Below are 5,860 nucleotides of genomic sequence, written 5' to 3'. Positions count from 1 at the left end.
CGCCGACTGCGGTGATCTTGCCGTCAGAGAAGAACACCACGCCATTATCGATCTGCCCACCCTCGCCATCGAAGATCGTGACGTTGCGGATCGCGGTCGCCGTGCCGCCATAGGGGTGGTACGTGCTGGGATAGGGGTTCTCGTTGAAGCTGACGCGCGTTCTGGATGCGCTGGTGCTGCTCGCCGTGGACGGCCCGTCAGACGAAGCCGTATTGGCGCAGCCGACGACTGCGAAGCACAACATTGCAATAGCTGACTGTTTCATCATTACCCCGGATCCTGCCTGTTGATCTTGGTCACACATCCAGATTGCCCTGTCAAACACGGACCCACTCATGTGATTGGCGTTTTAAACCATTGCTTTACCCTTGCCATATAGGGTTGCAGGGCCTAGATAGTGTGTGTGCGCTTGATGTGGATCTGTCAGGATGAAAAGATGAGCAATAAAGAAGGTATCTGATCCCGGTTTATCAAGGCTGCCCTGTCACGCCTTACCGAGCACCTTTAACAGCTAATCTCGACTCGCGTTTTTGCTGTCGCCACTGTTTGGCAGGTTCAATCATATTGGTCGCAAAGATCAGAAAATTGGGGTTCTGTCGCGCACCCTCAACCCGCCGGTTCTCAATATGTTTGAGGAAATAAGGCATGATACCTGCGTAGAGTTCATCGTATAGCTCAAATACCTCGTTCTGCGGCAGCAATCCTTGGCTCGTCAACATGGCTACGGTTTCGAGCCAATAGGGCAGGCGCATGTAGCGAGAATAAATGTCCGCTTCGACTGATTTGTCGTCATTCGCCATGCGACTCGAAGCCGGGTCGATGCGCTTGTTGACGCTCACATAACGACCAAGAAGATAGTCGAGCTGTTGCGAGAAAATCTCGCAGCTGAGGGCATACTCTGCGGACTTGCGCCCTTGGCTGTCATAGACTCGGCCTTGGTTTACCTCTTCATCGATTTGAGCCCGCGCAACGAAAACGCATTTATTCCGCAAAGTGCGGATGACCTTGCGCGATTCCAGCACGTCGCCGCCCTCAAACATGGCGTCAATTTCCAAAATCAGGCTCGCTCGCGCAACTTTGGTCGCATTAACGTTGGCTTCGCTAATCCGCGAAAGCTGATACGCTGCTATGACCGATGTAACGACGGCGGCGACTGAAGCAATCCATATAGGCAGATCGGCGATAACCCGGTCGACCACCGATGCGGCATAGAAAAGTGCAGCCTCCATTCCCCCTCCACCGCACTAGCCAAAAACCTTTGTTAAACGCCGCGCGTAGCCGGATGCACGCCAGCGGCCTGGTTCTCACCAAGCTCTGCCTCGCCCGCGAGCGGCTCTGCATCTTTCAGCGTATCGAGGTGCATCAGCTTCTTGATCAGCGGGGAAATGACCAGCACGGCAACGCCGACGCCAATCGCGATCCAGCCGATGTTTGAGTAAACATCCAGCACCGTCTGCTGCCCTGCACCTTCGCCGCTTGCCGCTTCCGATCCGGTGGCCCCCGCGATCAGCCCGGCAACGAAGTTACCGGCAGCCGAAGCAAAGAACCACGTGCCCATGATCAGCGAGGCCATGTGCGCCGGGGCCAGACGGTTCATCGCGCTGAGGCCAACCGGGGACAGGCACAGCTCTCCGGTGGTGTGCAGCAGGTAGATCAGGAAGATGAACAGCACCGGGGTGGGCACGCCCAGACCGCTTGCCGCTGCGCCTGCCACCAGCACGAGAAAGCCGCCGCCCAGCTGGATCATCGCGAGGCCGAATTTGGCAGGTGCGGAAGGCTCAAGACCCTTGCGGCCAAGCCAGGTCCATACGATGGCGAACAGCGGCGCGAGCAGCACGATGTACATCGCGTTGACCGACTGGAACACCGACGCAGGCACCCCGCCACGATCAACATAGCGATCCGTATAAAGGTTGAGCGACGAGCCTGCCTGCTCAAACAACGCCCAGAACAGGATAGAGCCGAGGATCAGGAACATCGCGGCGAAAATCCGGTCGCGATCGTGCGGCGCCAGTTTGGTCACGGCGGTCAGCAGGACATAGCCGACGAGGATGATCCCGGCGACGAGCAAAGCCCAGCCGACCAACGATTGATACTGGATCATCACCCAGATGCCGAGCACGGCGGCAACGCCGATGGCATAGAGCAGCCATTCCTTCTTGATGCCCATCACCGGCGTGGCGAGCGCGACCGGATCGGGCGATTCGCCGCGTCCGCACAGATAGGGCTTGCCAATGATGAACACGATAAGGCCAAGCAGCATGCCGACCCCGGCTGCGCCAAAACCATAGGACCAGCCATACACTTCGCCGAGATAACCGCAGGCAAGCGAACCGAGGAAGGCCCCTAGATTGATACCCATGTAAAAGATCGTGTAGGCGCCATCGCGGCGCACATCGGTGCGCGGATAGAGTTGGCCGACGATCACCGAGATATTCGCCTTCAGAAAACCCGATCCGACGATGATGAACGCCAAAGCCAACCAGAAGATGTTGAGCGAGGCGGGATCCTGCCCGCCGCTGCCTTCAAATCCCATCAGGAAATGCCCGAAGGTCAGCAGAACCGCGCCAAAGGTCACCGCCTTGCGCTGGCCCAGATATCGGTCTGCCAGATAGCCGCCCAGAACAGGTGTGATGTAGACCAGCGCGGTGTAGGCGCCATAGATGACCCCAGACTTTTCGTCAGAAAACAGCCAGTGTTTGGTGAGGTAGAAAATCAGCAGCGCGCGCATGCCGTAATATGAAAAACGTTCCCACATTTCTGCAAAGAACAGTACGTATAGCCCCTTGGGATGTCCCAGAAACGTGCCCTTTGCATCGCCGCTCATTGCATAGCCGCTGGCCATTGTCGCATATCTCCCGTGCGTATCAAAGCCGGTCCGCCCCTTGACCGGCTTGCCAAGCGCGACAACCTAACCAAAAACGCGGGCCTGTGAAGCGCCTTGTTTCAATCGATACCATCTTTGCCCGTTTCCCTGTCTTGCTGGAACCAGAAAATGCACGAATTCAATGATTTGACTAGCCTGGCCCGCTATCTGCCGAGCCGCCGGTCGGGCCGTCCGCGTGACCTTGTGGCACCCGGACCCGATGAAAACGCCCTGCAGGCGATGGTGGCGCTCGCATCGCGCACCCCTGATCATGGCAAGCTTGCCCCGTGGCGCGTGGTGCATGTTGCCGCCGGTCAGCGCGACGCGCTCGCCGACCTGCTGGCCGCCGCCTATCGCGCCGAGAAGCCCGAAGCGGGCCGGCTGGAGATCGAGGCGATGGAGAGCTTCGCACATTACGCGCCCGCGCTGCTGGTGGTGCTGCACAGCCCCAAAGCAACCAGCAAGATTCCGCTATGGGAGCAGGAGTTGTCGACGGGAGCATTTGTGATGAACCTGCTGCACGCGGCGCATGCGGCGGGATTTGTTGGCGGCTGGATCACCGGTTGGCCCGCGTATAGCGACGCGGTGCGCGATCAGTTTGGCGCAGCGCCCGAACGCATCGCGGGCTTTGTTTTCATCGGATCGCCCAGCCAGACGCTGGAAGAACGGCCGCGCCCGGATATCGCCAGCGTGTTCAGCCTCTGGCCGGGGCCAGTGGCCTGAAATCCCGCACATTTGCTGCGCAACATAGCCCCGGATTGAATGTGCTTGACCTGCCGCGCTGTATTATGGCAGTGATGCAGTGATGGCAGATACTTCGAAACCCGTATACCTCAAGCTGCGCGACATTATTGCAGCGTCCATTCTCGACGGGCAGTTTGCTGAAGGCGACATTTTGCCCTCTGTGCGCGCCTTTGCCGCCGAGCAGCACGCCAATCCGCTTACCGTTGCCAAGGCCTATCAGATGTTTCAGGATCAGGGTCTGGTCGAGGTGCAGCGCGGGGTCGGCATGTATGTCGCCAAGGGCGCGACCGAACGCTTGCGGACGCTGGAACGCGATGATTTCCTCAAGAATGTCTGGCCGCCGGTGCTGCGTCAGATGCAGCGCATTGGCCTGTCACCGGCAAACCTGCTGGCAGGCGAGGAGGCCTGACCTCACCCTCAGCCGCTCGGTTGTAATGCCCGCAGCATTGCGCTGGCCTGTGCGCGTTCAGGAAATGCACCGAGGCTGAGCGAGGCGCGCAGTGCGCTCACCGCCTGACTGTTCTTGCCCGCCTCTGCATAGGCCCGCGCCAGATGATAGCGCAGCCACGGGTTGCGGGGGTTCAGGCTCTTTGCCTTTTCCAGCAGTTCCACCGCGACCATCGCATTGCCATCGGCCTCGCTCTGCGCCAGCCCGCGTATGTGCGTGGCGAGCGCATTGCCGGGCTGCACGTGATAGGCAAGCCGCGCATGGCGCACCGCATCAGCGGGTCTGCCCATCCGCACCTCGGCCAGCGCAAGATCTGTCAGCAAAACGGGTTGATTGTTGCCCAGTCGTGCCTGCAAGCCTTTCAGCAAAATGCTCGCCTGCGCCCAGTTGCCTGTATCGATATAAGCATTGGCGAGTAGCCTCAGCGCACCGGTATGCGCAGGACTATAGCCGACAAGGCGCACAAGCACGGCATTGGCATCGTCGCCACGCCCGGTTTCGCTATAGGCGACGACCAGCCTGCGCACCACCGGCTCTGACAGCGACAGGGCAGCGGCGCGCTCATAAAACGGCAGCGCTCTCGCAGGTGCGCCGGATGCCAGATAGACATCGCCCAGCAGAAGTTGTGCGTCGGGCACGCCGGGGCTGACGGCGGCCAGCGGTTCGGCAAGCCGGGTGGCCGCTTCAAAATCACGCTCGGCGACCAGCGCGCGGATATAGGGGATGACCATCTGTGCATTGCCTGGCGCGGCGCCCGCTGCCTGCGCCAACTGCCAGCGTTGATCATTTTCATTGAGGATGATCAGCGGTGCCAGATCAGGATTGGCGGCGCGCGCCAGATAATCTGTCGCGGCCTGGCCATCGCCGATCGCTTCGAGCGAGCGTGCCACCAAAGTGAGCAGATAGGCGCTTGCGCCGCCGCGATCAGCAGTGGTGCGGAACCGCGAAAGGAGCAATTCATGCTCGCCTTCGGCATAGAGCGCGCGGGCAAGCAGCTCTGCTGCCCGCCGGTTGTGCGGCTGCGCATCGGCAAGCCGTTCAAACCGGTTGATCGCCTTGCGATAATTGCCCAGCTGGAATTCGACCACGCCTTCGATCTGCATCACTGCGGGCACATCCGACAGCGCATCGCCGGTCTTCTGGATGAGGTTTCGGGCGAGGCTATATTCGCCCGCGCGCGCCGCGAGCACCGCCTGCAGGAAATAGCCGCGCGGGTTGGTCGGCTGCAACGCAACGATCTGCCGCGCCGCGTTCAGCATGTCGCGCATCCGCCCCATGTCGCCCAGCGTCGCGGCATATTCGGCAAGCACGCTGACATCATTCGGGTCGATCGCCAGCGCGCGTTCAAACCAGGGCAGTGCCGCCGCGAGACCGAACTGGCTGCGGATCAGCTCGCCGCGCAGTTGCAGCGCGCGGACGTTGCGGGGGTCAAGCTCAACCGCATGGGTTGTGGCGTCAGCAGCGCCTGCCTGATCGGCGGCGAACCTGCGGAACCGGGCGATATCAGTCCACAGCATCGAATCATCGGGGGCAAAGCCGAGCGCCTGGTCAAACGCGCTGCGGGCGCGGGCGGTGTCGCCCAGCGCCATATGGATGCGGCCCAAAGTGCGCGCGGCATAGGCCGCGTCGGAAATTGGCACGGACCCCCCGCTCATCCATTCGAGCGCCGCATCGGCGCGGTTCTGGAGCAGCAGGGCCTCGGCCATCAGCGCGCGCACGATGTCGCGGTTCGCGCCGAGTTCTAGCGCGCGCGTCAGCTCAGCTTCGGCCCCGGCGGCATCGAACAGCGCGAGAAAAACCCG

Annotated in this window: 5 protein-coding genes and 1 pseudogene; 2 read left to right on the top strand and 4 right to left on the bottom strand. The window is 60.9% G+C overall.

Going from position 1 to position 5,860, the window contains the following annotated elements; translation table 11 throughout:
- The 3 genes and pseudogenes from ACEW8G_RS12545 to ACEW8G_RS12535 form a co-directional block, all read right to left on the bottom strand.
- A pseudogene (locus tag ACEW8G_RS12545) lies at positions 1-268 on the bottom strand (amidohydrolase); the annotation flags it as partial.
- Positions 269-491: 223 nt separating this feature from the next.
- A complete protein-coding gene (locus ACEW8G_RS12540; RefSeq protein ID WP_373488751.1) occupies positions 492-1,229 on the bottom strand; it encodes a hypothetical protein in 738 nt (245 codons plus the stop codon).
- Between the two features lie 32 nt (positions 1,230-1,261).
- Positions 1,262-2,845, bottom strand: a complete 1,584-nt coding sequence (locus ACEW8G_RS12535) for a peptide MFS transporter (protein ID WP_373488750.1) — start codon at positions 2,843-2,845, stop codon at positions 1,262-1,264.
- Positions 2,846-2,995: 150 nt separating this feature from the next.
- On the opposite strand from ACEW8G_RS12535, the gene ACEW8G_RS12530 reads away from it, so the two are divergent.
- Positions 2,996-3,589: a nitroreductase gene (locus ACEW8G_RS12530; protein WP_373488749.1), complete on the top strand. Its 594-nt coding sequence runs from the start codon at positions 2,996-2,998 to the stop codon at positions 3,587-3,589.
- A gap of 82 nt (positions 3,590-3,671) precedes the next feature.
- A complete protein-coding gene (locus tag ACEW8G_RS12525) occupies positions 3,672-4,019 on the top strand; it encodes a GntR family transcriptional regulator (RefSeq protein WP_373488748.1) in 348 nt (115 codons plus the stop codon).
- Positions 4,020-4,027: 8 nt separating this feature from the next.
- Here ACEW8G_RS12525 and ACEW8G_RS12520 read toward each other — a convergent pair.
- A partial coding sequence (locus ACEW8G_RS12520) for a tetratricopeptide repeat protein (protein WP_373488747.1) occupies positions 4,028-5,860 on the bottom strand: 1,833 nt, incomplete at its 5' end.

The organism is Blastomonas sp. (assembly GCF_041747255.1).
In the GTDB taxonomy this organism is placed as follows: Bacteria; Pseudomonadota; Alphaproteobacteria; order Sphingomonadales; family Sphingomonadaceae; genus Blastomonas.
This window is presented reverse-complemented; position numbering and strand designations above follow the sequence as displayed.

Bases quoted from the DNA above. Each gene is read 5' to 3' on its own strand.
- ACEW8G_RS12540 (WP_373488751.1), bottom strand. From the start codon at position 1,229: ATGGAGGCTGCACTTTTCTATGCCGCATCGGTGGTCGACCGGGTTATC.
- ACEW8G_RS12535 (WP_373488750.1), bottom strand. From the start codon at position 2,845: ATGGCCAGCGGCTATGCAATGAGCGGCGATGCAAAGGGCACGTTTCTG.
- ACEW8G_RS12530 (WP_373488749.1), top strand. From the start codon at position 2,996: ATGCACGAATTCAATGATTTGACTAGCCTGGCCCGCTATCTGCCGAGC.
- ACEW8G_RS12525 (WP_373488748.1), top strand. From the start codon at position 3,672: ATGGCAGATACTTCGAAACCCGTATACCTCAAGCTGCGCGACATTATT.